We start from the raw sequence: 23,369 nt of genomic DNA on the forward strand, positions 1-23,369 counted from the left end.
AAAAAATGAGGTCGGTCTTCTCAGGCCTGGCCGTAGTCGCGGGCGCCGAAGAGTGCCGTACCAATACGCACCCAGGTGGCGCCTTGGGCAATGGCCGATTCAAGATCGTGGCTCATGCCCATGGAAAGCGTGTCGAGCCCCAGGTTCAGGCTTTCTTGCAATTGGCGAACGGTCGCGAAAGCGGCGTCTTGTTCGGCGCGGTCTTCGGTCGGTTCCGGTATTGCCATCAAGCCGCGCAACTTCAGGCGTGGCAGCGCACTGATAGCGTTTGCCAGTGCAGGCAAGTCTGCCGGGGTGCAGCCCGATTTGCTGGCTTCACCACTGACATTGACCTGTATGCAGATGTTGAGCGGCGGCAGTTCTGCCGGGCGTTGTTCAGACAAACGCTGGGCAATTTTGAGCCGGTCCACGGAATGCACCCACGCAAAATGCTCGGCAATATCGCGCGTCTTGTTCGATTGAATGGGGCCGATGAAGTGCCAACTCAAGGGCAGGTCGGCTAATTCAAGCTGTTTGGCGCGGGCTTCCTGCAGGTAGTTTTCGCCAAAGTCGCGAACCCCTGCGGCATAGGCTTCACGCAGCGCGGCGGCAGGTTTGGTCTTGCTGACAGCGAGCAGGTGAATGCTCGTTACATCACGTTGCACAGCCAGTGCAGCTGCACGGATGCGAGCCTCAACCAGCGCAATGTTGCCTGCTATCGTGGACATTCGTTTAAGCCCGCCGTTGTGAAAGTCTGCGGCATTCTACTGGAATTGGGAGGGGGGATGGATATCGCCGACCTGTTGGCGTTTGGCGTCAATCACGGGGCTTCGGACGTGCACCTGTCGGCAGGTGTGGAGCCCATGCTGCGCATCGATGGCGAAGTCAGGCGCAGCGGGCTGCCCGAGTTGGCGCCCGGTGAGGTGCGTGAGCTTATCCACAGCGTGATGACTGACACCCAGCGCCTGGGGTTTGAGTCGCATCACGAGGAGGATTTTTCATGCGTGGTGCCCGGTTTGGGACGCTTCCGGGTGAATGCCTTCGAACAGCAACGCGGTGCGGGGGCTGTTTTTCGCAGCATTGCCCAGGTGGTGCCGAGCCTTGAATCACTTGGCCTGGGCGAAGTATTCAGCCAGTTCTGCCACATGCCGCACGGGCTGGTGCTGGTCACGGGGCCGACCGGCTCGGGGAAGACCACGACCCTGGCGGCAATGATCGATCACCTCAACAGCACCCGCCAGCAGCACATTCTCACCATTGAAGATCCGATTGAGTTTATCCACGAGTCACGCCGATGCCTGATCAACCAGCGCGAGGTGCATCGCGACACCCATAGCTTTGCTGCGGCGTTGCGTTCGGCCATGCGCGAAGACCCGGACGTAATCATGCTGGGCGAGATGCGCGATCTGGACTCCATCCGGCTGGCGCTGACGGCGGCAGAAACCGGGCATCTGGTGTTTGCCACCCTGCACACGCCTTCGGCGGCCAAGACCATTGACCGGGTGGTGGACGTGTTCCCGGCTGAAGAGAAGGCGATGGTGCGCTCCATGCTGTCGGAGTCACTGCAGGCGGTGATTTGCCAGACGCTGGTCAAGAAGAAGGGCGGGGGGCGGGTAGCGGCGCATGAGGTCATGCGGGTTACACCTGCGATCCGTAATCTGATCCGTGAAAACAAGGTGGCGCAGATGGTTTCTGCGATCCAGACCGGCGGGGCGCTAGGCATGCAGACGCTGGAGATGAGCCTGAACAGGCTGAGAGAGCAGGGGGTGACCCAATAACTGGGTGGTTTTTGTGGGAGCGGGCTTGCTCGCGATTCAGGCTGCGCGGTTCAGCAGGTAAACCGCAGCGCTCCAGTCGCTAGCAAGCCCGCTCCCACAGATCAGAAGCAGCGCTTTAGCGTTGCACAACCTGCAGCGTGGCTTTCTCTTTAGGCAATACACGCTTGGCAACCACGTAATGGCTCTGCCAGTAAGGCTTTTTCAGGGTGTCGATGGTCACGGATTTGCCGCGACGAGGAGCATGGATAAACCGGTCGTTGCCCAGGTAGATGGCGACGTGGTTGACCTTGCGGCTCTTGATGTTGAAAAACAGCAAGTCGCCTGGTTTCAGATCCTTGCGTTCGACCTTTTGCCCATGACCGCTGGCCATTTCGCTGGAAGTGCGAGGCAAATCGACTGCCGACACGTCGTTAAAGGCGTATTTGACCAGCCCGCTGCAGTCAAACCCTTTACTTGGGCTGCTGCCGCCCCAACGATAAGGGGTGCCCAGCACGTTCACTGCACGGCTCAAAACCGTGCTGCTCTGCTTGTTCGCGGCGGCCAGTGAAGCGGTCGCAATTTTGCCGGGGGCTTGGCGGTGGGCTTTACTGGACGCAGGACGTGCTACGGTTTTGCTCGTAGTCTTGCTGTCAGAGGCGACAACGGTGGCGTTCGCAGATGATTTTGCGGTGTAGCCAGTGAAGCCTGAAGGAAGATGTTGCTCACGATTGGTGGCGTGGGCGGCCAGTGGCAATAATAGGCAAATGGTTAGCCATGTCTTGAATATAGGACGCATTCGGCAGGGCTCAATGGTTATAAACGCGAAACTTTATAACAGCTTTTTTGTCCTTTCTCAGGCCATTTGTCGGTTGGACTATGGGGTCAAATTCCGCAAACGTGGTGGCAAATTGTCACATGGCAACGGTGCAAGTCAGGTACTACAAGGCTTTGCGCCAATTCCTGCAAGACACCTTTACCTGTTACGTGACAGTAAAAAAGTCACAAAAAAAACCACAATATTTTTCTATCAGCAGCAAAGAGGGCATTTATGAGCGGCTATCGAGATGATGTACAGCGCGATACTCACAGCAAAGTGCTGGGCTATTTGCTGTGGATTTTTGGTTTTCTGGGAGCGCACCGCTTCTATTACGGCAAGCCGGTGACCGGGACGATCTGGTTTTTTACCTTGGGCTTGCTGGGTATTGGCTGGTTGATCGACCTGTTCCTGATCCCGAGCATGGATCGTGAAGCCGACCTGCGTTTCACTTCAGGTGACACCGACTACAGCGTGGCCTGGATTCTGCTGACGTTTCTGGGGTTGTTCGGCGTACACCGCATGTACATGGGCAAATGGATCACGGGGATCATCTACCTGTTCACCGGTGGTTTGTTCCTGATCGGTATCCTTTATGACTTCTGGACCTTGAACGAACAGATCTCGATCAAGAATGCCGAGCGTCGTTAAGCAGTTGCACATTAAACCCTGTGGGAGCCGGCAAGCCCGCTCCCACAGGGGCACATCAGGATTTCAGCCTTCGTAACTGATCCGGCCATCCACCAGCGTGTAAAGAACGGCACTCGGCAGGCAATGGCCGAGGAACGCGCAGTTGTCGCCTTTGGAAAGCCAAGTTTCACCGGCTACGGTCGAGGCCGCCGGATCAAACAGTACCAGGTCCGCAGGCGCACCCACCGCCAGCTTGCCGGCAGGCAGTCGCAGGGCCTGAGCCGGGCCTGCGCTGAGGCGCGCAAGCAGTGTCGGCAAATCAAGCAAACCGTCTTCCACCAGGGTCATGGCCAGCGGCAGCAGCAGTTCAACACTGCTCATGCCCGGCTCGGTCGCACCGAAGGGTGCCAGTTTGGCGTCGCGTTCGTGAGGCTGGTGATGGCTGGAGATGGCTTGCACCACACCCGACTTCACTGCCTCGCGCAGACCGTCGCGGTCGGCACGGGTGCGCAGCGGCGGTTGCACGTGATAAACGCTGGAGAAATCCACCAGCGCTTCATCTGTCAGGATCAGCTGGTACAAGGCCACGTCGGCCGTGACTTTCAGGCCACGCGCCTGGGCCTGGGCGATCAGGGCCACGCCCCGGGCGCTGGTCAGCTGGCTGAAGTGCGCCCGCACGCCGCTTTGCTCAACCAGCAGCAGGTCGCGGGCCAGGGCCACGGTTTCGGCAGTTTCAGGAATGCCCGGCAAACCGCGGAATGCCGCCATCGGGCCGTCGTGGGCAATGCCGCCTTCGGCCAGGTCGCGGTCCTGGGAGTGGAAGATCACCGTCAGGTCGAACGTCGCGGCGTATTCCAGCGCCCGGCACAGGGTGCGGGTGTTGGTGAAACTGTTGAGGCCGTTGCCGAAGGCGACGCAACCGGCGTCACGCAGCGCAATCAGCTCTGCCAGCTGCTCGCCCTCCAGGCCTTTGCTCAGTGCCCCGATCGGGAACACTTTGCAGTTACCGGCTTCACGGGCACGGTCAAGGATCAGCTCGGCGACCGCGGAGGTGTCCAGGACTGGTTTGGTGTGCGGCGGGCAGCACAGGCTGGTGACGCCACCGGCCGCAGCTGCGCGGGTTTCGCTGGCAATGGTGCCTTTGCGGCTGTAACCCGGCTCGCGCAGGGCGACATTCAGGTCAACCAGTCCGGGAGCGGCCACCAGGCCTTTGGCCTTGATGATCCGGCTAGGGGTGAAACCGGCTGGCACTGCGCCAATGGCAATGATTTTGCCGGCTTCCAGATGCAGGTCAGTCACTTGATCCAGTTGGCTGGTCGGATCAATCACGCGGGCGCCGAGAATGCTGAGCTTCACTGGGCGTTCTCCTGTTCGAATTGGCGCTGGGCGGTTTGCCCGCTCATGGTCATGGACAACACGGCCATGCGCACGGCGATACCGTAGGTGACCTGGTTGAGAATGACCGATTGCGGGCCATCGGCTACCGCCGATTCAATCTCGACCCCGCGGTTGATCGGGCCCGGGTGCATCACGATGCAGTCCGGTTTGGCTCCGGCCAGGCGGGCAGTGGTCAGGCCGAACAGACGGTAGAACTCGCCTTCGCTCGGCAGCAGGCCGCCCGACATACGCTCGCGCTGCAAGCGCAGCATGATGACCACGTCGACGTCTTTCAGGCCTTCGGTCATGTCGGTGTAAACCTTCACGCCGTATTGCTCGATGCCGATCGGCAGCAGGGTTTTGGGCGCGATCACACGGATATCCGGGCAGCCGAGGGTCTTGAGGGCGATCATGTTCGAGCGCGCCACCCGCGAGTGCAGGATGTCGCCGACGATTGCCACCGACAGGTTTTCAAAGCTGCCCTTGTGCCGGCGGATGGTCAGCATGTCGAGCATGCCTTGGGTCGGGTGCGCATGGCGGCCGTCGCCACCGTTGATGATCGCGACCTGCGGGCACACGTGCTCGGCGATGAAGTGCGCGGCGCCGGAGTCGCCGTGGCGCACCACGAACATGTCGGCGGCCATGGCTTCAAGGTTGCGCAGGGTGTCGAGCAGGGTTTCGCCCTTGCTCGCGGACGAGGTGGACACGTTCAGCGTGATCACGTCGGCAGACAGGCGCTGGGCGGCCATCTCAAAGGTGGTGCGGGTGCGGGTGGAGTTTTCAAAGAACACGTTGCACACGGTCTTGCCGCGCAGCAACGGGACTTTTTTCACCGCCCGGGCGCCGACTTCGAGGAACGAGTCAGCGGTGTCGAGAATTTCAGTCAGCAGCTCACGGCGCAAACCGTCGAGCGACAGAAAGTGGCGCAGCTGGCCCTGATCATTGAGCTGCAGCGGGCGCTTGGCGTCTGTAGGCGTCATCGCAATGGTCTCTTAGAGGGCGAGGTCTTGAAGTTCGAGTGTCAGTGGTTGCGGGCCGGACAATTTTACCCGCTCGGACGGTTTGAGTGACAAGGTTGCCCCCACCACATCCGGGCGGATCGGCAGCTCGGCAGCGTCCAGGTCCAGGAGGCTGACCAGGGTCACACTGGCCGGACGACCATAGTCGAACAATTCGTTGAGTGCGGCGCGGATGGTACGACCGCTCATCAGCACATCGTCGATCAGCACCAGGTGCTGGTTTTCGATTTCAAACGGCAGCTCGGAAGGGCGCACTTGCGGGTGCAGGCCGTTCTGGCTGAAGTCATCGCGATAGAACGACACGTCCAGGGTGCCCAGCGGTGCGTCACTGTTCAGGGCGCGCAACAGCGCCTGGGCAACCCAGATACCGCCGGTGCGGATACCGATAAAACGTGGCTCGGTGATACCGCGACGGGCCAGATGGGCCTTGAGGTCGAGGGCCATCTGAGAAATCAGTTCAGCGGGGACAGGCAGGATCATGGTGGCTCCTTAAAAGGCCCGGGCAGCAGAGCGTGCAGCGGCGGGCGCAAACAATGAGGCGCGTCATTCATACGAACGCAGGGTCAGTCTTGAGATTGAGCCGGGTTTGCGTCGAGCCAGCCTTGAAGCACCAGCTTGGCGGCGATGGCATCAACGGGGTTGTCGCGGTAAGTGCCGCGCTGGCCGCCCTGGGCCCGGCGTTCGCCCTTGGCCTCGAAGGTGGTCAGGCGTTCATCATGGGTAAACACCGGCAGATTGAAGCGGCCATTGAGGCGGTTGGCAAATTTTTGCGCCCGGGCGCAGAACTCGCTCGGAGTGCCGTCCATGTTCAGGGGCATGCCGACCACCATCGCATCGGGCTGCCATTCCTTGATCAGTTTTTCGATCTCTTCCCATTTCGGGATGCCGTTTTCGGCTTTCAAGTTGCACAGCTCGCGGGCCTGGCCGGTAATCATCTGGCCGACAGCCACGCCGATGGATCGTGTGCCGTAGTCGAAGCCCAGCAGTAAGCGAAGGCTGGCCATCAGGAATGGCCTGCTTGACGGGTTAGCAAATTGAGGTTCACTCCGAGGTGTTTGGCGGCCGCGTCGAGGCGCAGCTCGCTTGGGGTTTCAAACAGAATGTGGGCGGAATACGGGCAGGTCAGCCATGCGTTGTCGGCCAGCTCGGCCTCCAGTTGGCCAGGTTCCCACCCGGCATAGCCCAGGCAAATCAGGCTGCGGTGCGGGCCGCGCCCGTCAGCAATGCTGAACAGCACATCGGCGGACGTGCTCAGGGCCAGTCCGTCGTCGAGTTCGGCCGTGGCATCAAAGCTGATGCCCGAGGGGTGCAGCACAAAACCACGGTCAATCATCACCGGCCCGCCGCCATAAATCGGTACGTGCTGGCAGAGGGGCGAAGAGAGTTTTTCCGGGCGCAACTGCTCAAGAATATCCGCCAGGTTCAGCTCCAGCGGGCGGTTGACCACCAGCCCCATGGCCCCATTGGCCGTGTGCTCGACGATGTAGGTCAAGGTCTGGGCAAAGGCCGGGTCAGCCATCTGCGGCATGGCGATCAGGAATTGATGCTTGAGGTAGGTCGGGGCGTGGTTCTTCATGAGTATTAGTGTGGCGCTGGCAACGTGAACTGACAAGTTTGAAGCTTAATATTACTGGGTCTTTGTGGGAGCGGGCTTGCTCGCGATACAGGCGGCGCGGTTTAACGGTAAAACGCAGCGCTCCAATCGCGAGCAAGCCCGCTCCCACAGCTGCCCTGTGTATCAGTTACTGGATAACCGATCGCCCTGGGCGAATTTCCAGGTGCGGATGATTTCCAGCCGGTCGATATCTGACAGGTCGCCGGTGAAGGGCGCAAAGGGGGCGGCCAGGCGCACGATGCGTTGCGCGGCCTGATCCAGCAGCGGTTGCCCCGAGGACTCGAGCACCAGCACTTCATGCAGCGAGCCGTCGCGGTTGATCGACACCAGCAGGCGCAGCTTGCCGTAGATCTTTTCCCGGCGTGCCTGTTCGGGGTAGTTGAGGTTGCCGATACGCTCGATTTTCTTGCGCCAGTCCTCTTTGTACCAGGCGCCTTTGTCGCGCATGGTCGAGGCCGCGCTCATGCGGTAGATCTTCGGGCGTTTGGCGTACAACTGCTGCTCGTTGGCCAGTTCGGCTTCGAGGCTGGAAATCTCGCTGGACAGCTGGGAGCTGTCGAACGTCGGGATATTGGCCTTGGGCGCGGCTTCGGTTTTGACCTTATGCGGCTGGCTCGGGGCTTTTTTCGGGGTTGGTGCGACCGTGGTCACGGCGGCCTTTGGGGCGGCCTGGGTCTGCTCGGGCCTGGCGGCAGGCGGCGGGGTGACCTTTTTTACGGTGTTGTCCTGAAAGGGCGCGATTTCAGTGGTCTTGGGCACGGCTTTCTTGTCCAGCGTACCGCTGCCCTGCTGGTTATCCTTGGCTAGAAAGTCCGCCTTTTCCGGGGCTTTTTCGCTTTTGAAGGTCGACAGGGTGATCTCCAGGGTTTTGCTGATCTGCTTGGGTTCACTCATGCTGAACCCCACGCCCACTATCACCGCGATATGAATCAGCGCTGCGACAAACAGGGTAAAACCCAGGCGATCGGCCGCGCGCACGCCTTTATGGCTGAGCTCAGGGGGCAGGTCGCTGGGGAGTGTCATGACAAAAAGACCAACATCGCGGGTTTCACAGGTTGCGCATGATAGCGCAATGTTGGTCGTTTTCTGGAGCTTGCGATCAGCGTGCGGCGAGCTTCGCAGCAATGGCGTCCATCAGCAGGGCACCGATATTGGTACCGAACGCATTGTCGATCTCACGGATACAGGTCGGGCTGGTGACGTTGATTTCAGTCAGGTGCTCGCCGATCACGTCCAGGCCAACAAACAGCAGGCCCTTTTCACGCAGCGTCGGGCCGACCTGGGCGGCAATCCAGCGGTCCTTGTCGCTCAGCGGGCGGGCTTCGCCACGACCGCCGGCGGCCAGGTTGCCGCGTGTTTCGCCAGCCGCCGGGATACGGGCCAGGCAATAGGGAACTGGCTCGCCGTCGATCATCAGGATGCGTTTGTCGCCGTCCTTGATCGCCGGCAAATAGCCTTGCGCCATGATTTGCTGGGTGCCGTTGGCGGTCAGGGTTTCGAGAATCACTGACAGGTTCGGATCGCCCACCCGGTGACGGAAAATTGAGGTACCGCCCATGCCGTCCAGCGGTTTGAGGATCACGTCGCCGTGCTCGGCTGCGAATTCGCGCAACACGTCCGCGCGGCGGCTGACTACCGTCGGCGGCGTGCACTGGGTGAATTGGGTGGCGAACAGTTTTTCGTTGCAGTCACGCAGGCTCTGGGGCTTGTTGACGATCAACACGCCATCGCGCTCGGCTTGCTCAAGCAAGTAGGTCGAGTACACGAATTCCATGTCGAAGGGCGGGTCCTTGCGCATCAGGATCACGTCCAGATCGCTCAGGGCCGTGTCGGTCTCGGCGTCCAGCTCAAACCATTTTTCCGGGTTGGCGAACACCTTGAGCGGCTTCATCCGTGCGCGGGCCTTGCCTTCATTCAGGTAAAGGTCCTGCTGTTCCATATAGAACAGGGTCCAGCCGCGATCCTGGGCGGCCAGCAACATGGCCAGCGAGCTATCCTTTTTATAGGAGATGCCCGCAATGGGGTCCATGACAATCCCGACTCGAACGCTCATGGCTAATTCCTCAAATAAATAGTGGGCGCAAAGGCTTTGAAAAGTGGCGCCAGAGTGGCGCTGAGTGTGGCCCCGGTCAAGGAAAAACCACCTGCTCCAGACTGCCTGGGGCCCTCCGATAGATTGAAGGTCGTGACTGTGCTAAAAAGGCTCGCAAGTACTTGCAGCCCTTGTCCATCAAGGCGTTGGGGTTTTAGGCCGCATAGTTGTAACAAAATGGGTCGCCGTGGCGATGGTAGAGCACATATGGAAAAGCATTCCAGCGCCTTGAAGGTGATGGTGATTGACGATTCAAAAACCATTCGCCGCACCGCCGAAACACTGCTGAAAAACGTGGGCTGCGAAGTCATTACCGCCATCGATGGTTTCGATGCGCTGGCCAAGATTGTCGACCATCATCCACACATCATCTTTGTCGACATCATGATGCCGCGGCTGGATGGCTATCAGACCTGCGCACTGATCAAGAGCAACCGGGCATTCAAATCGACCCCCGTGATCATGCTGTCGTCCAAGGACGGCCTGTTCGACAAGGCCAAGGGGCGGATTGTGGGTTCTGATCAATTTTTGACCAAGCCCTTCAGCCGCGATGAGCTGCTGAGCGCAATCAGGGCTCATGTGCCAGCCTTCAATATCGTACAAACTGCTCAATGACCCCGGCCAGCCGGCCAATCATCTTTTAAATGGGGAACACCATGGCTCGCATTCTGATCGTCGATGATTCGCCGACCGAAATGTACAAATTGACCGGCATGCTGGAAAAGCACGGCCATGAAGTACTCAAGGCTGAAAACGGCGCAGATGGCGTCGCACTGGCGCGTCAGGAAAAACCCGATGTGGTGTTGATGGATATCGTGATGCCGGGCCTCAATGGCTTTCAGGCCACCCGTCAACTGACCAAAGACCCCGAAACCAGCCACATCCCGGTGATCGTTGTGACCACCAAAGACCAGGAAACCGACATGGTCTGGGCACAGCGCCAGGGTGCCAAGGGCTATCTGACCAAGCCGGTGGACGAAGAAAAACTGATCCTGAAGGTGAAGAAAGTCCTGGAAGAAAACCCTCCAAAATGACGGCCACCCTATGCCAGGCTCTCTGACTGCCTTCGAACTGCTGCTTGAAATCGACCAGCGCTGTCGCTCGCTGGCGGCGGGCCTGGCGCCTGCGCCAACGCAGCTCGATACCTGGAGCGGTATCGGCTTTCGGATCGGCGAGCATTGTTTTGTGGCGCCGATGGGCGAAATTGCCGAAATCCTCCATGAACCGCGGTTCACCTTGTTGCCAGGAGTGAAACCCTGGGTCAAGGGCGTGGCCAATCTGCGCGGGCAACTGCTGCCGATCATGGACCTGTGCGGCTTTTTCGGGGTTGAGCTGTCGCCCTTGCGCAAGCAGCGCCGGGTGCTGGTGCTGGAATACAAAGACGTGTTTGTCGGGTTGCAGGTCGATGAAGTGCAGGGCATGCAGCACTTTGCCCACGCCGACCTCAAGACTGGCACGCAGGCATTGCCCCACCCCATGTTTGAGCCCTATGTGCAGGGCCATTTTGCCGGAGAGCACCCCTGGTGGGTGTTCAGCCCGTTTGCCCTGGCCCAGGCGCCGCAGTTCTGGGCGGTGGCAGTGTGAACCGGCAACGCTGTTTGCCTTCAGCTTTAAAACGGGATCTCAGGACCTGATCGATGACCACAGCCAATACCGCTAAACCAATGGAAGGGTCGCGCAGTCGTTCGCAGATCATCGTGCTTTTTATCGCCCTGATCGTGTTCATCATGCTGTTGTTCGCCAACTTTGCTTACCTCAACACCCAGTCCAACTACGACAAGCAATACATCAGCCACGCGGGTGAGTTGCGCGTCTTGTCCCAGCGCATCGCCAAGAACGCCACTGAAGCTGCCGCCGGTAAAGCCGCCGCGTTCAAGCTGTTGATTGATGCGCGCAACGATTTCAGCCAGCGCTGGGGTTATCTGAAAAAAGGCGATCCGGTCACCGGCCTGCCCCCCGCGCCCCCTGCCGTGCACAAGGAAATGCAGGCAGTCCAGCGGGACTGGGAGCTGCTGCTGAACAACGTCAATGCCATCTTGGCCAGCGAGCAAACCGTACTGTCGCTGCATCAGGTGGCCGCGACGCTGGCCGAGACCGTGCCGCAGTTGCAGGTCGAATACGAAAAAGTCGTCGAGATCCTCCTGCAGCGTGGCGCACCCGCCAGCCAGGTGGCGTTGGCCCAACGTCAGTCATTGTTGGCCGAGCGGATATTGGGTGCGGTCAATACGGTGCTGGCCGGCGACGAAAATGCCGCCCAGGCGGCCGGAGCCTTCGGGCGGGATGCCAACCGCTTCGGGCAAGTGCTTAACGGCATGCTGGAGGGTAGCGTCGGGCTGAGAATTTCTCAGGTCGAAGACAAGGACGCTCGCGCTCGCCTGCAGGAGATTTCGGAGCTGTTCCAGTTTGTCTCCGGGTCGGTGGATGAAATCCTCGAAACCTCGCCGCAGCTGTTCCACGTGCGCGAAGCCGCGAATAATATTTTCAGCCTGTCGCAAACCCTGCTCGACGAGGCGTCGAGCCTGGCCAACAGCTTTGAAAACCTTGCCACCGGGCGTTCGCTCGACATCATTGGCGGTTACGTCTTGGGCCTGCTGGCCCTGGCTTCGATCATCCTGATCGGCTTGGTGATGGTGCGTGAAACCAATCGGCAACTGCGCGAAACCGCCGAAAAGAACGAGCGCAACCAGACAGCGATCATGCGTTTGCTGGACGAGATTGCCGACCTCGCCGACGGCGACCTGACCGTGACCGCCTCGGTGACGGAGGACTTCACGGGGGCCATCGCCGACTCGATCAATTACTCCATCGACCAGTTGCGCGAGCTGGTGGCGACCATCAACCTCACGGCGGGCCAGGTGGCAGCAGCCGTGCAAGAAACCCAGGCCACCGCCATGCAGCTGGCCGAGGCCTCAGAACATCAGGCCCAGCAAATCGCCGAGGCGTCGGGGGCGATCCAGCAAATGGCCCACTCCATCGACCAGGTGTCGGCCAACGCCTCCGAATCTTCGGCGGTGGCCGAGCGCTCCGTGGCCATTGCCAACAAAGGCAACGAAGTGGTGCACAACACCATTCATGGCATGGACAACATTCGTGAGCAGATCCAGGACACGGCCAAGCGGATTAAGCGTTTGGGTGAGTCTTCCCAGGAAATCGGCGACATTGTCAGCCTGATTGATGACATTGCTGACCAAACCAATATTCTTGCCCTCAACGCGGCAATTCAGGCCTCGATGGCCGGGGATGCCGGGCGCGGGTTTGCCGTGGTGGCCGACGAAGTGCAGCGCCTGGCCGAGCGTTCGTCAGCGGCAACGCGCCAGATAGAAACCCTGGTGCGGGCGATTCAGGCCGACACCAACGAGGCGGTGATTTCCATGGAGCAAACCACCAGCGAAGTGGTGCGCGGTGCCCGCCTGGCCCATGACGCCGGTGTGGCGCTGGAAGAGATCGAAGGCGTGTCGCAAAACCTCGCCGATCTGATTCAAAGCATCTCCAATGCGGCGCAACAGCAGACCACCTCGGCCGCGCAGATTTCCTTGACCATGAACGTGATTCAGCAAATCACCAATCAAACCTCGTCCGGCTCCACCGCGACCGCCGACAGCATTGGCAACCTGGCCAAAATGGCCAGCCAGCTGCGGCGCTCCGTGTCGGGCTTCACCTTGCCCGCCCCGTCAAAAGATCGGGGGCCAAAGTAGTGCTGCGCAATTCTGACTGGAGTCGTTATGGTTGACCGGCACGACTATGTGGCCCTTGAGTGGGTTAAAGGCGAAATTGCCCACACCTTGAAACAGGCCACCCTGGCGCTGGACGCCTACGCGCAGCAGCCATCTGCCGACACGCTGGCTCAGTGCCTGGCATGCATTCACCAAGTGCATGGCAGCTTGCTGATGGTCGAATTCTACGGTGCCGCCTTGCTGGCCGAAGAGATGGAGCAACTGGTGATTGCCCTGCAGCAGGGCCGCGTCAGCCAGCTTGATGAAGCTCTGCGCTTATTGCATCAAGCCTTCAGCCAATTGCCCTTGTACCTGGACCGTGTGCACAGCGCCCGGCGGGACTGGCCATTGGTAGTGTTGCCGTTGCTCAACGATTTGCGTACCGCCCGTGGCGAAGCACTGCTCTCGGAAACCAGCCTGTTCAGCCCGCCCTTGCAGGTGTTGCCTGCTCTGGACGCGGCCGAGCTGGCCCGGTTGGCGCCGGCTGAATTGCCGCGTCAGTTGCGCACGCTGCGCCACAGCTTGCAGGCCGCGTTTCTGGGTTTGCGCCGCGGGGAGGCGGTACAGGCCAACCTGGAGCAGATGGCCGGTGTGTTCGCGCAGCTTCAAACCCTGTGCCAGGGTTCGCCGCTCAACGCCTTGTGGAAAATCGCCGCAGCGCTGGTGGACGGCATGCTCAAAGGCCGGGTGCCCAACAGCCCGGCCCTGCGCAGTCTGCTGAAAAAATCCGACAAAGAACTCAAGCGCCTGCTGGAGCAGGGCATGGTGGCTGTCAACCAGCCCGCGCCCGAAGAACTGCTCACCAGCCTGCTGTTTTACATCGCCAAGGCCGAGCACCCGACCTCGAAAATGCTCGCGTTGAAAAACCACTACGAGCTGGACGAAGCCATGCCTGATGCGGCGATGGTCGATGAAGAGCGGGCGCGGCTGGCCGGCCCTGACCGCGATGCGATGCGCTCAGTGGTGGCGGCATTGTGCGAAGAGCTGGTGCGGGTCAAGGAGCGCCTTGACCTGTTTGTGCGCAGCGACCGCTCGCACGTCTCGGAGCTGAGCAGCCTGATGGCGCCCCTGCGCCAGATCGCCGACACCCTGGCCGTGCTGGGTTTTGGTCAGCCGCGCAAAGTCATCATCGACCAGCTGGCGGTGGTTCAGAGCCTGGCCCAGGGCCAGCGTGAACCCTCCGACGCCGTGCTGATGGACGTCGCGGCCGCCTTGCTCTACGTCGAAGCCACTCTGGCGGGCATGGTCGGCAGCGTTGAGCCTTCGCAGCGCGAAGAGAGCCGCTTGCCCACCACCGACCTGATGCAAATCCATCAGTTGGTGATCAAGGAGTCGCGGATTGGCCTGGAAGAAGTCAGAGACCTGATCACCGACTACCTGGCGGCGGACCATGACCGCCAGCACTTGCAGTCCGTGCCCGGGCTGCTGACGCAAATCCGCGGTGCATTGGCGATGATCCCGCTGAGCCGCGCCGCCAGCATGCTGCAAGCCTGTCATGACTATCTGTGCGAGCACGTGCTGCAGGGACCGGACAGCCCCACCGAGCAGCAAATGGATCATCTGGCCGAAGCGCTGATCAGCATCGAGTATTACCTGGAACGTCTGGCCCAGGACCCCGGAGCTGCGGGCGAGCGGGTGCTGGATCGGGCTCAAGGCTGCCTCACCGAACTGGGGTACGCCCCGGCAAGGCTTGCTGCGCCGTTGTTCGAGGACGTGCCCGGGCCCGCAGCGCGGGGGGACATGCCGCCCGACGACCCGCGGATTGCGCAAAGCCTGGCCCAGGCACTGGCCAGCCCGCTGTCGGCGCTCAACCCGCCTGCGCAACACATGCCCACCAGCCTGCTGCCGCCGCCGGTGGATGAAGAGCCGCTGGATGAAGAGTTGCTGGAAGTCTTTCTGGAAGAGACCGATGAAGTACTGATCACGTTGCACGATTTCTTGCCGCAATGGGTCGCCAACCCGGCGGACAGCGCCGCGCTGTCGCAGCTGCGGCGCGGCTTCCACACCCTCAAGGGCAGCGGGCGCATGGTGCGGGCCCTGGTCCTGGCCGAACTGGCATGGGCGGTGGAGAACCTGTTGAACCGGGTGATCGAAGGCAGCGTGGCACCGGGGCCACAGATCTATCAACTGCTGGAAAACACGCTGGTGATGTTGCCGGAGCTGATCCAGGCGTTTGCCGAGCAAAGCCAGCGTCAGCGTGAAGACGTCGACCAGCTGGCCGCGCGGGCCCATCACCTGTCCCGGGGTGAGCCGCAACCGCTGCTGCTCGCCCAGGACGCCAGCAGCTTCGACCCGCAGTTGCTGGATATCTTCCGACAGGAAGCGCAAGCCCACCTTGAGCGTCTTGACCGCTTTCTGGATCAGGCCCGCGGGCAACTGCCGTTGTACGCCAGTGATGATCTACAGCTGGCGATGCACACCCTCAAAGGCAGTGCGCACATGGCGGGTGTGGTGCGCATGGCCGAACTGGCCGCACCGATGGATCACCTGGTGCGTGAATACAAGGCCCATCACATTGCCTTGGGGCAGGATGAGATTGCGTTGCTGCTGGAGGCCGACGGCCTGCTGCATCGTGGTCTCAAGCAACTGGACCTTGACCCGCTGGCCGAAATCCACGGTGCCCGTTCCTTGATTGAACGCACTGAGCAACTGATCGCCAGGCGGCTGGAAGCCTTGCTCAATGCGCCTGCAAGCCACTGGGTGGCCAAGCGCGATCCACAGCGCATCAGCGAGTTTCTGGCCCAGAGCATGGACATCCTGTTTGATGCCGAAGACCTGCTGAAAAACTGGCAGCAGAACCCCCATCAGCGCGACGGGCTCGACACCCTGCTGAACGAGTTGACCACCTTGGCCGAGTCCGCGCACCTGCTGGACTTGCAGCCCATTGATGCGCTGTGCGAAGCCTTGCTTGACCTGTATGGCGCAGTTGAAGAAAGCAGCCTGGCGGTCAGTGAACGTTTTTTTCAGGCTGCCGATGACGCCCACGAAGGGCTGATCAACATGCTTGACCAACTGGCGGCGGGGCAGGAAATCATCCCTCAACCGGAGCTGATCCAGACGTTGCACGCGCTGCTGCATGAAGGGCTGGCCCCCGATGCCACGGGGCTGATTCGCCGAGATGGCGGCCAGACCCTGGACATCACTGAACTGGGCGCCGCCACCGAGCAACTGGGAGCCGGGCAGGACGATGAGTTCGACGAAGAGATCGTCGAAATTTTCCTCGAAGAGGCGGTGGATATTCTCGAAAGTGCCGGGCAGAGCCTGCAGCACTGGTTGAGCGCTCCTGACAGCCTGGCGTCGTTGTCTTCCTTGCAGCGCGACTTGCACACCCTCAAGGGGGGGGCGCGCATGGCCGGGATCGAGCCGATTGCCGAGCTCGCCCATGAACTGGAACATCTATACGAAGGCCTGCTGGACCGGCGCCTGAACGAGAGCCCGGCCCTGGGCCGCTTGCTTGAGCGCAGCCATGCGCAACTGGCGGTGATGCTTGAGCAACTGGAACACCAGCAACCCTTGCGCGAGCCTTACGAACTGATCGAGGCCATCCGCGGGTTCCGTCTTTATAGCCATTCGCCTGCCGAGCCGAGCAGCAGCGCGGCCGAGCCCGAGGGTGCGCAAAGCGGTGGCGACCGGGAGCTGCAGGACATCTTCCTCGATGAAGCCTTCGATATCCTCGAAAGCTCGGGGGCTGCCCTGTTGCGCTGGCAAGCCGACCCGCAGAACCACCTTGAGGTCGAAAACCTGCTGCGTGACCTGCACACCCTCAAAGGCGGTGCCCGCATGGTTGAGGTCGCCGCCATTGGTGACTTGGCCCACGAACTTGAAACTCTCTTCGAAGACATCTCCGTAGGGTTTCTGGCACCCAGTGCCGATCTGTTTGTGTTGTTGCAGCGCTGCCATGACCAGCTTGCGCAAATGTTTGATGCGCTGCGCAGCGGTCAGCCGCTGCCCTCGCCCCAAACACTGATCGAGCGGATCCGCCAGATTGAACGCAGCTCCCGGCAGGAGACTGCGACCAGCCCGCCACCTGCGCCGCACAAGCCCGAGCCTGCTGGCGGGCAATTGGCCGAAGGTGAGCGCACCGGACTGGACACCCTCAAGGTGCCGGCAGAGCTGCTGGAAGATCTGGTCAACCTGGCAGGTGAGGCCTCGATCATCCGTGGTCGCATCGAGCAGCAGGTCAACGATGGTCAGGTGGCGCTTAACGAAATGCAGACCACGCTTGAACGGATGCAGGACCAACTGCGCCGTCTCGACAGCGAAACCCAGGGCCGCCTGCACAGCCGCCCGCACATCGAAGCCGACGGTGTGGCCTATGACGAATTCGACCCGCTGGAAATGGACCACCATTCCCTGCTGCAACAACTGTCCCGTGCCCTGTTTGAATCGGCCTCGGACTTGCTCGACCTCAAGGCCACACTGGCGGCACGTACCCAGGACGCCCATGGCCTGCTGCAAAAACAGGCCCGGGTGAACACCCAGTTGCAAGAAGGCCTGATGGGCACGCGCATGGTGCCGTTCGAGCGCGTGTTGCCGCGCCTCAAACGGGTCGTGCGCCAGGTGGCCAGCGAACTGGGCAAGCAGGTTGAGTTCAGCGTGATCAATGCCGAAGCCGAAATCGACCGCAACGTTCTGGAGCGCATGGTTGCGCCGTTGGAACACATGTTGCGCAACGCCGTCGATCACGGCCTCGAGCCTGCCGGCATCCGCCAGGACAGTGGCAAGCCGGAGCGCGGGCTGATCAGCCTGGAGCTGTCGCATGAAGGCGGCGACGTGGTGTTCGACATGCGCGACGATGGCGCCGGAGTGCCCCTTGAAGCCGTGCGCCGCAAAGCCATTTTGCGCGGCCTGCTGGACCCCGATGCGCCGGCCAGCGACCGCGAGGTGCTGCAGTTCATCCTGCAGCCGGGGTTCTCCACCGCAGAAAAAATCACCCAGATCTCCGGGCGCGGCGTCGGCATGGACGTGGTTCACGAAGAAGTGCGCCAGCTGGGCGGTAGCATGACCATCGACTCGGTGGTCGGGCAGGGCGTGCACTTTCAGATTCGCCTGCCGTTCAGTGTCTCGCTCAACCGCGCGTTGATGGTGCAATGCGCCGACGAGCAATACGCCATCGCGCTCGATACCGTCGAAGGCATCGTGCGTGTGATGCCCAATGAGCTGGAAGGCTATTACCAGCTCAACCCGCCGCTGTATCACTACGGCGGGCAAACCTACGAATTGCGTTACCTGGGCGAGCTGTTGCAAACCGTGGGCAAACCCAAGCTTGTGGGCGAAAGCCATTCGTTGCCGGTGTTGCTGGTGCATTGCCAGGATCAGCGCGTGGCGTTGCAAGTCGACGCCTTGGCGGGCTCGCGTGAAATCGTGGTCAAAAGCCTCGGCCCGCAATTCACCGGGGTGCAAGGTTTGTCGGGTGCGACCATTCTGGGGGATGGCCGGGTGGTGCTGATCCTCGATCTGCTGGCCTACATTCGCGCCCATCAGGCGCGTCAGCCGCTACAGCGGGCCCATCACGAAGCGGTCGGGGCGCTGGAGTTCACCCCGGCGGTACGCCCGCCGCTGGTGCTGGTGGTCGACGACTCGGTCACGGTGCGCAAAGTCACCAGCCGGCTGCTGGAACGCAACGGCATGAACGTCATCACGGCCAAGGACGGGGTGGATGCCATGAGCGTGCTGGAAGAACACACCCCTGACCTGATGCTGCTGGACATTGAAATGCCGCGCATGGATGGCTTCGAAGTCGCCACCCGCGTGCGCAACAACCCGCGCCTCAAAGACTTGCCGATCATCATGATCACCTCGCGCACTGGGCAAAAACACCAGAACCGGGCGATGGCGATTGGCGTCAACGATTACCTGGGCAAGCCGTACCAAGAGTCGGTGCTGCTGGAACGCATCGCCTACTGGAGCAACTTTCATGCTTGACCATCGCGTGGGCAGCCTGACCGGCCTGCTGTTACCGCTTGCGGATCGCTACCTGCTGCTGCCCAACGTCGCCATTGCCGAACTGATCGGCTGGCAGCGCGGCGAACCCAGCAGCGACTCCCCGCCCTGGCACCTGCGCCAGATCACCTGGCGCGAGCACCGACTGCCGCTGATCAGCTTCGAAGCGGCGTGTGGCAGCCCGCTGGTGATAGGCGAGCGGGCGCGCATCGTCATCCTCAATACCCTGAGCGGCGACCCTGAACTCAAATTCATCGCCATGGTGGTGCAGGGCATTCCGCGTTCCTACAAAGTGGACAGCCAATTGAGCTTTGTCGACGTACCGCTATGCCCGCTGGAGCGTGCGGCGGTGCAGGTGGGGGATCACGTGGCAAAGATCCCGGACTTGCTGGCGCTGGAGCGGTTGGTGCGCGGTGAGAGCGCCTTGTAGCCGCTGACGCGTCTGAGCGGCACAAAACATGTGGGAGCGAGCCTGTGCAAGGCTGGTTTTCGACGAATGCAGCATTGCCCTTTAAGTTCGCAACCTTGACCCTTATCTCGTATCAAAGTGACACGGTCGCACAATCAGTTCTTGAGGATGTTGCACATGTATCACGGTGAAAAGCTCAATGCCTGGACCCATCTGGTGGGTGCGATTGCGGCAGCAGTGGGCAGTATTTGGTTGCTGGTGATGGCGTGCCTCGATGGCAGCCCGCAGAAGATTGTGAGCGTCGCGATTTATGGCGTCACGCTGGTGTTGTTGTACAGCGTTTCAACCGTCTACCACAGCGTGCGCGGGCGCTCGAAGGTGATCATGCAGAAGTTCGATCATCTGTCGATTTACCTGCTGATCGCCGGCAGTTACACGCCGTTTTGCCTGGTTACCCTGCATGGAGCCTGGGGCTGGTCGCTGTTCGGGATTGTGTGGGGCATGGCGGTGATCGGCATGCTGCAGGAGATCAAGCCCCGCTCCGAGGCGCGCATTCTGTCGATCGTGATTTACGCGGTGATGGGCTGGATCGTGCTGGTGGCCGTCAAGCCGTTGCTGGCGGCGCTGGGCACCGCCGGCTTTATATGGCTGGCCACGGGCGGAGTGATGTACACCGTGGGGATCATCTTTTTTGCCCTGGATCACCGCCTGCGCCATGCCCACGGCATTTGGCACCTGTTCGTGATTACAGGCAGCCTGCTGCATTTTGTGGCCATCGCGCGTTACGTGATCTGACTCAGGGCAACTAAGCTTGCGGCTTGGGTTTTTTGGTGTCACTGCGAATCTGCGCATGACTGATCAGGGCAAAGATAAAGCTGCCACCGATGATATTGCCGGCCAGGGTCGGGCCGGCAAATATCAGCCAGAAGTCTTTCCATGGCAGCTCGCCGGCAAACACCAGATACGACACTTCGGCCGTACCGACCACGATGTGGGTGAAGTCGCCCAGCGCCATCAGGTAGGTGATGAGGATGATGATCCACATCTTGGCGCTCTCCATGGACGGGATCATCCACACCATCGTCGCGATCATCCAGCCCGAGATGATGCCCTTGGAAAACATCTGACTGACGTCGTTCTCCATGACCTTGTGCCCTATTTCCAGGAAAGCCTTGTCGGTCTGGGTGTCGAAAATCGGCAAGTGCAACATCACATAAGCCACCAGCAAGGTGCCTATCAGGTTGCCCACCAGCACCACAGCCCACAATCGGAGCAGACGCCCGAAATTGCTCAGCGTGGGTTTGCTCATGATCGGCAGTACGGCAGTCAGGGTATTTTCGGTGAACAATTGCTGGCGGGAGAGGATGACGGCCAAAAAGCCGGCGCAGTAGCCGAAGCTGGCGATGACCTTGAAGGCTTCGCCGCTGGGCAGGCGCGAGTTGAGCAACCCCATGGCCATAAGCGACAGGCCCATCGTGAGCCCGGCGGCCAGTGCCGACCAGAACAGGGCGGCGATGCTGCGCTCCAGCTCCTGATCACCCTGCAAACGAATGATTTCGTGCAGGACCGCTGCGCGCGGAGGCTGGTTTTTGGTGACGTCGTGCTTTTCTTCAGCCGACAGGTTGGGGGTTTTGCCGCTGTTTTGGGTGTCCATGAGGTGTCATGACCGTTGGCGTGTGTAAGCGTACGACACGCGCGGGGGCCAGCTGTTCACTCATGCCTGTGGGAGTTGGCTTGCCAGCGATGCAAACGGCCAGAGAGACCTTGGTCATGCATTCGCCGGCAAGCCGGCTCCCACAAAGCCCGGGGGGGTTATTCAGTCTTTCTTTTCATCGTCGAACTGATCTTTGACGTACTTGATTTCAGTGCGCCCGTGCGGCGCCGGCAGGCCGTCTTCGCCCAGATTGACGAAGACCATTTTGTCGACGGTCAGGATGCTTTTGCGGGTGATCTTGTTGCGCACTTCGCAGGTCAGGGTGATCGAGGTGCGGCCGAATTCGGTGGCGGTGATGCCCAGCTCGATGATGTCGCCCTGGCGTGAGGCGCTGACAAAGTTGATTTCGGAGATGTATTTGGTGACCACGCGCTGGTTGCCCAGCTGGACGATGGCGTAGATCGCGGCTTCTTCGTCGATCCAGCGCAGCAGGCTGCCACCGAACAGGGTGCCGTTGGGATTGAGGTCTTCGGGTTTAACCCATTTGCGGGTGTGAAAATTCATATTCGCTCCTGACCGTCTTGCCTTAGATGCCGGCCATGATGTCAGACCACGGCCCAGAGCTCTATCAAGCTTCGACTATGGTCTCGATTAAGCAAATTAAAATGCCGTGGATAAATCCTTGGGAACATCGGCGCGGATGGCTATAATCACCCCCGCTTCAAAACGGTCATTTTTACCCGGTACCGTTCCCGCCACCTGTCCGAGGGGCGCTGCAGCAGGTTCAACCTGTCAGGCTCGGATGGGGCGTTGTTTGTTCAGGGCTCCCTGTTCAGGCACTAAACGCACAACGGCGCCCATTCGCGATTAAACGAATGGAGGCTCTTGATGAGCGCTGTAAACACGCCTGCAGGTTTTACCGACTATAAAGTCGCTGATATGTCCCTCGCCCCATGGGGCCGTCGCGAAACGTTCATCGCCGAGTCCGAAATGCCGGCCCTGATGGGTCTGCGTCGCCGTTATGCCGCAGAACAACCGCTCAAGGGCGCGAAGATTCTGGGCTGCATCCACATGACCATCCAGACTGCCGTACTGATCGAAACCCTGGTTGCCCTGGGTGCCGAAGTGCGTTGGTCCTCGTGCAACATCTTCTCGACTCAGGATCAGGCTGCTGCCGCGATCGCTGCTGCCGGCATCGCGGTTTTCGCCTGGAAAGGCGAGACCGAAGAAGAGTACGAGTGGTGCCTTGAGCAGACCATCCTCAAAGATGGCGAGCCTTGGGACGCCAACATGATCCTCGACGACGGCGGCGACCTGACCGAGCTGCTGCACAAGAAATACCCGGCCATGCTGAAAAAGATCCACGGCGTGACTGAAGAAACCACCACCGGCGTACACCGTCTGCTGGACATGCTGGCCAAAGGCGAGCTGATGATCCCTGCGATCAACGTGAACGACTCGGTCACCAAAAGCAAAAACGACAACAAGTACGGCTGCCGCCATAGCCTGAACGATGCCATCAAGCGTGGTACCGACCACCTGCTGTCCGGCAAGCAAGCGCTGGTCATCGGCTACGGTGACGTGGGCAAGGGCTCGGCCCAGTCCCTGCGTCAGGAAGGCATGATCGTTAAAGTGTCGGAAATCGACCCGATCTGCGCCATGCAAGCGTGCATGGACGGTTATGAAGTGGTTTCGCCGTTCATCAACGGCCAGAACGACGGTACCGCTGCCAGCATCGACGCGGCACTGCTGGGCAAGATCGACCTGATCGTGACCACCACCGGTAACGTCAATGTGTGCGACAAAAACATGCTGGCTGCGCTGAAAAAACGCGCTGTAGTGTGCAACATCGGCCACTTCGACAACGAAATCGACACAGCTTTCATGCGCAAGAACTGGGCATGGGAAGAAGTGAAGCCACAGGTTCACAAGGTTCACCGTACTGGCCTGGGCGAATTCGACCCACAGAACGACGACTACCTGATCCTGCTGGCCGAAGGCCGTCTGGTTAACCTGGGCAACGCCACAGGTCACCCAAGCCGCATCATGGACGGTTCGTTCGCCAACCAGGTTCTGGCTCAGATCTTCCTGTTCGCGCAGAAGTACGCTGACCTGCCGGCCGAGCTGCAAGCCGAGCGCCTGACTGTAGAAGTTCTGCCGAAGAAGCTGGACGAAGAAGTGGCCCTGGAAATGGTTCGCGGCTTCGGTGGCGTTGTGACGCAACTGACCAAGACTCAGGCCGACTACATCGGTGTGACCGTCGAAGGCCCGTTCAAGCCAGACGCTTACCGCTACTGATTAAAAAAGGCGGTCAGGCTTGCACTGACCGCCTTTTTTTTGTGTGAGAGTTCAGCGTCAGGGGGCGCC

General features: G+C 60.5%; 22 protein-coding genes and 1 riboswitch. Of the genes, 11 read left to right on the forward strand and 11 right to left on the reverse strand.

All coding sequences use genetic code 11. The features are described 5' to 3' along the window. Nucleotides 1-20: 20 nt before the first annotated feature. Nucleotides 21-707 (reverse strand): YggS family pyridoxal phosphate-dependent enzyme, encoded by a 687-nt coding sequence (locus ACZRMS_RS05655; protein ID WP_463994468.1) that lies wholly within the window; start codon nucleotides 705-707, stop codon nucleotides 21-23. A 57-nt stretch (nucleotides 708-764) separates the two neighbouring features. On the opposite strand from ACZRMS_RS05655, the gene ACZRMS_RS05660 reads away from it, so the two are divergent. After that, complete coding sequence (locus ACZRMS_RS05660) at nucleotides 765-1,757, forward strand: type IV pilus twitching motility protein PilT (protein ID WP_463994469.1); 993 nt, start codon at nucleotides 765-767, stop codon at nucleotides 1,755-1,757. 115 nt (nucleotides 1,758-1,872) lie between these two features. On the opposite strand, the gene ACZRMS_RS05665 is transcribed toward ACZRMS_RS05660, so the two are convergent. Continuing rightward, complete coding sequence (locus ACZRMS_RS05665) at nucleotides 1,873-2,532, reverse strand: C40 family peptidase (RefSeq protein ID WP_463994470.1); 660 nt, start codon at nucleotides 2,530-2,532, stop codon at nucleotides 1,873-1,875. Here ACZRMS_RS05665 and ACZRMS_RS05670 point away from each other — a divergent pair. Beyond that, on the forward strand, nucleotides 2,516-2,788 hold the full coding sequence (locus tag ACZRMS_RS05670; RefSeq protein WP_463994471.1) for a hypothetical protein: 273 nt from the start codon (nucleotides 2,516-2,518) through the stop codon (nucleotides 2,786-2,788). The two genes, ACZRMS_RS05665 and ACZRMS_RS05670, sit on opposite strands and share 17 nt — an antisense overlap. Further along, nucleotides 2,785-3,201: an NINE protein gene (locus ACZRMS_RS05675; protein WP_048361254.1), complete on the forward strand. Its 417-nt coding sequence runs from the start codon at nucleotides 2,785-2,787 to the stop codon at nucleotides 3,199-3,201. Before ACZRMS_RS05670 ends, ACZRMS_RS05675 begins: the two co-directional genes overlap by 4 nt. Nucleotides 3,202-3,264: 63 nt before the next feature. On the opposite strand, the gene ACZRMS_RS05680 is transcribed toward ACZRMS_RS05675, so the two are convergent. The 7 genes from ACZRMS_RS05680 to gshB all read right to left on the reverse strand — a co-directional run bounded on the left by ACZRMS_RS05680 (nucleotide 3,265) and on the right by gshB (nucleotide 9,244). After that, nucleotides 3,265-4,536 (reverse strand): dihydroorotase, encoded by a 1,272-nt coding sequence (locus tag ACZRMS_RS05680; protein ID WP_463994472.1) that lies wholly within the window; start codon nucleotides 4,534-4,536, stop codon nucleotides 3,265-3,267. Then, entirely contained in the window at nucleotides 4,533-5,537 is a 1,005-nt protein-coding gene (locus ACZRMS_RS05685) for an aspartate carbamoyltransferase catalytic subunit (RefSeq protein WP_048361252.1), read from the reverse strand. Before ACZRMS_RS05685 ends, ACZRMS_RS05680 begins: the two co-directional genes overlap by 4 nt. A 12-nt stretch (nucleotides 5,538-5,549) precedes the next feature. Then, a complete protein-coding gene (gene pyrR, locus ACZRMS_RS05690) occupies nucleotides 5,550-6,056 on the reverse strand; it encodes a bifunctional pyr operon transcriptional regulator/uracil phosphoribosyltransferase PyrR (RefSeq protein WP_463994473.1) in 507 nt (168 codons plus the stop codon). 83 nt (nucleotides 6,057-6,139) lie between these two features. Next, a complete protein-coding gene (gene ruvX, locus ACZRMS_RS05695; RefSeq protein ID WP_463994474.1) occupies nucleotides 6,140-6,580 on the reverse strand; it encodes a Holliday junction resolvase RuvX in 441 nt (146 codons plus the stop codon). Further along, entirely contained in the window at nucleotides 6,580-7,152 is a 573-nt protein-coding gene (locus ACZRMS_RS05700; RefSeq protein WP_463994475.1) for a YqgE/AlgH family protein, read from the reverse strand. The genes ruvX and ACZRMS_RS05700 overlap by 1 nt, the downstream gene beginning before the upstream one ends. Nucleotides 7,153-7,314: 162 nt before the next feature. Beyond that, nucleotides 7,315-8,214, reverse strand: coding sequence for an energy transducer TonB (locus tag ACZRMS_RS05705; RefSeq protein ID WP_463994476.1), 900 nt, complete (start codon nucleotides 8,212-8,214; stop codon nucleotides 7,315-7,317). A gap of 76 nt (nucleotides 8,215-8,290) precedes the next feature. Continuing rightward, the gene (gshB, locus tag ACZRMS_RS05710; protein ID WP_463994477.1) at nucleotides 8,291-9,244 is read right to left on the reverse strand and encodes a glutathione synthase; all 954 of its coding nucleotides are present in this window, start codon (nucleotides 9,242-9,244) and stop codon (nucleotides 8,291-8,293) included. Nucleotides 9,245-9,490: 246 nt separating this feature from the next. Between gshB and pilG the strand changes: the two genes are divergently transcribed. The 7 genes from pilG (at nucleotide 9,491) to trhA (ending at nucleotide 20,143) form a co-directional block, all read left to right on the forward strand. Further along, nucleotides 9,491-9,898 carry a twitching motility response regulator PilG gene (gene pilG / locus ACZRMS_RS05715; protein ID WP_048361246.1) on the forward strand — a complete coding sequence of 136 codons (408 nt, stop codon included), beginning with the start codon at nucleotides 9,491-9,493 and terminating at the stop codon, nucleotides 9,896-9,898. Between the two features lie 41 nt (nucleotides 9,899-9,939). After that, complete coding sequence (gene pilH / locus ACZRMS_RS05720) at nucleotides 9,940-10,317, forward strand: twitching motility response regulator PilH (RefSeq protein ID WP_463994478.1); 378 nt, start codon at nucleotides 9,940-9,942, stop codon at nucleotides 10,315-10,317. Between the two features lie 10 nt (nucleotides 10,318-10,327). Beyond that, nucleotides 10,328-10,867, forward strand: a complete 540-nt coding sequence (locus ACZRMS_RS05725; RefSeq protein WP_463994479.1) for a chemotaxis protein CheW — start codon at nucleotides 10,328-10,330, stop codon at nucleotides 10,865-10,867. Nucleotides 10,868-10,920: 53 nt separating this feature from the next. Then, a complete protein-coding gene (locus ACZRMS_RS05730) occupies nucleotides 10,921-12,978 on the forward strand; it encodes a methyl-accepting chemotaxis protein (protein ID WP_463994480.1) in 2,058 nt (685 codons plus the stop codon). Between the two features lie 27 nt (nucleotides 12,979-13,005). Beyond that, entirely contained in the window at nucleotides 13,006-18,921 is a 5,916-nt protein-coding gene (locus tag ACZRMS_RS05735) for an Hpt domain-containing protein (RefSeq protein WP_463994481.1), read from the forward strand. Beyond that, complete coding sequence (locus ACZRMS_RS05740; protein ID WP_463994482.1) at nucleotides 18,914-19,369, forward strand: chemotaxis protein CheW; 456 nt, start codon at nucleotides 18,914-18,916, stop codon at nucleotides 19,367-19,369. Before ACZRMS_RS05735 ends, ACZRMS_RS05740 begins: the two co-directional genes overlap by 8 nt. A 156-nt stretch (nucleotides 19,370-19,525) precedes the next feature. After that, nucleotides 19,526-20,143 carry a PAQR family membrane homeostasis protein TrhA gene (trhA, locus tag ACZRMS_RS05745; protein ID WP_463994483.1) on the forward strand — a complete coding sequence of 206 codons (618 nt, stop codon included), beginning with the start codon at nucleotides 19,526-19,528 and terminating at the stop codon, nucleotides 20,141-20,143. Between the two features lie 10 nt (nucleotides 20,144-20,153). On the opposite strand, the gene ACZRMS_RS05750 is transcribed toward trhA, so the two are convergent. Beyond that, the gene (locus ACZRMS_RS05750) at nucleotides 20,154-21,002 is read right to left on the reverse strand and encodes a formate/nitrite transporter family protein (protein ID WP_463994484.1); all 849 of its coding nucleotides are present in this window, start codon (nucleotides 21,000-21,002) and stop codon (nucleotides 20,154-20,156) included. Between the two features lie 162 nt (nucleotides 21,003-21,164). Beyond that, nucleotides 21,165-21,566, reverse strand: coding sequence for an acyl-CoA thioesterase (locus ACZRMS_RS05755; RefSeq protein ID WP_019409147.1), 402 nt, complete (start codon nucleotides 21,564-21,566; stop codon nucleotides 21,165-21,167). 195 nt (nucleotides 21,567-21,761) lie between these two features. Then, a riboswitch (S-adenosyl-L-homocysteine riboswitch) is annotated at nucleotides 21,762-21,868 on the forward strand. A gap of 22 nt (nucleotides 21,869-21,890) precedes the next feature. Here ACZRMS_RS05755 and ahcY point away from each other — a divergent pair. Then, nucleotides 21,891-23,300, forward strand: coding sequence for an adenosylhomocysteinase (gene ahcY / locus ACZRMS_RS05760; protein ID WP_048361237.1), 1,410 nt, complete (start codon nucleotides 21,891-21,893; stop codon nucleotides 23,298-23,300). The last annotated feature ends 69 nt before the right edge of the window (nucleotides 23,301-23,369 follow it).

It is taken from the genome of Pseudomonas sp. B424, from assembly GCF_055408345.1.